The sequence below is a fragment of the Ginsengibacter hankyongi genome (assembly GCF_008710285.1).
Classification (GTDB): Bacteria; Bacteroidota; Bacteroidia; order Chitinophagales; family Chitinophagaceae; genus Ginsengibacter; species Ginsengibacter hankyongi.
This window is the reverse complement of the sequence record NZ_VYQF01000033.1, coordinates 1-514: the sequence shown is the minus strand read 5'-3', so window position 1 is coordinate 514 and position 514 is coordinate 1. Positions and strand designations below refer to the sequence as shown.

1 pseudogene is annotated in these 514 nt (G+C 32.7%); it reads right to left on the bottom strand.

What is annotated here, in order from left to right:
- Window positions 1-122: 122 nt before the first annotated feature.
- A pseudogene (locus FW778_RS23385) lies at window positions 123-514 on the bottom strand (hypothetical protein); the annotation flags it as partial.

Below are 514 nucleotides of genomic sequence, written 5' to 3'. Positions count from 1 at the left end.
ATCAACTTGAAGAGGAATCAGGCTCTGCTGAAGAGCAACCTGCCAGTAATAAAGTTGATGCTAAACGATAAAAAGGAGTTGATTTATTCAGCTCCTTTTATTTTATCGGATAACCCTTATAACTAAAAAAACTTTTGAGTAGAATTGTTTTTAAAATGCAGGTACCATTTAATAAAGTTTCTCTTGGCTTCTAATCGTAGTCCGCTATGCAATAATAATTTCTCTTTCAGATGTTTAAAAAAACTTTCTAATCTATTGGTAGTGGCAGGTATTTGAGGATCATTAAGATAGCTAAAAAGATGTGGCAGTGCATTGATGATAAGTGTATAGGCCTGGTGTAACCCTTTGTGTGTATACCAGTAATCATTTTGTAAAGGATTAAATGATTCTTCCAGTAAAGTAGCTTTATGAATTTGATGCCAGTGGTGCAATTTCAATAACCAGAAAGAACATTGTTCTTGTGTTTTTATACCAGTAATCTGATTAGAAATAAAAAGCAATTCTTTACTTGCCT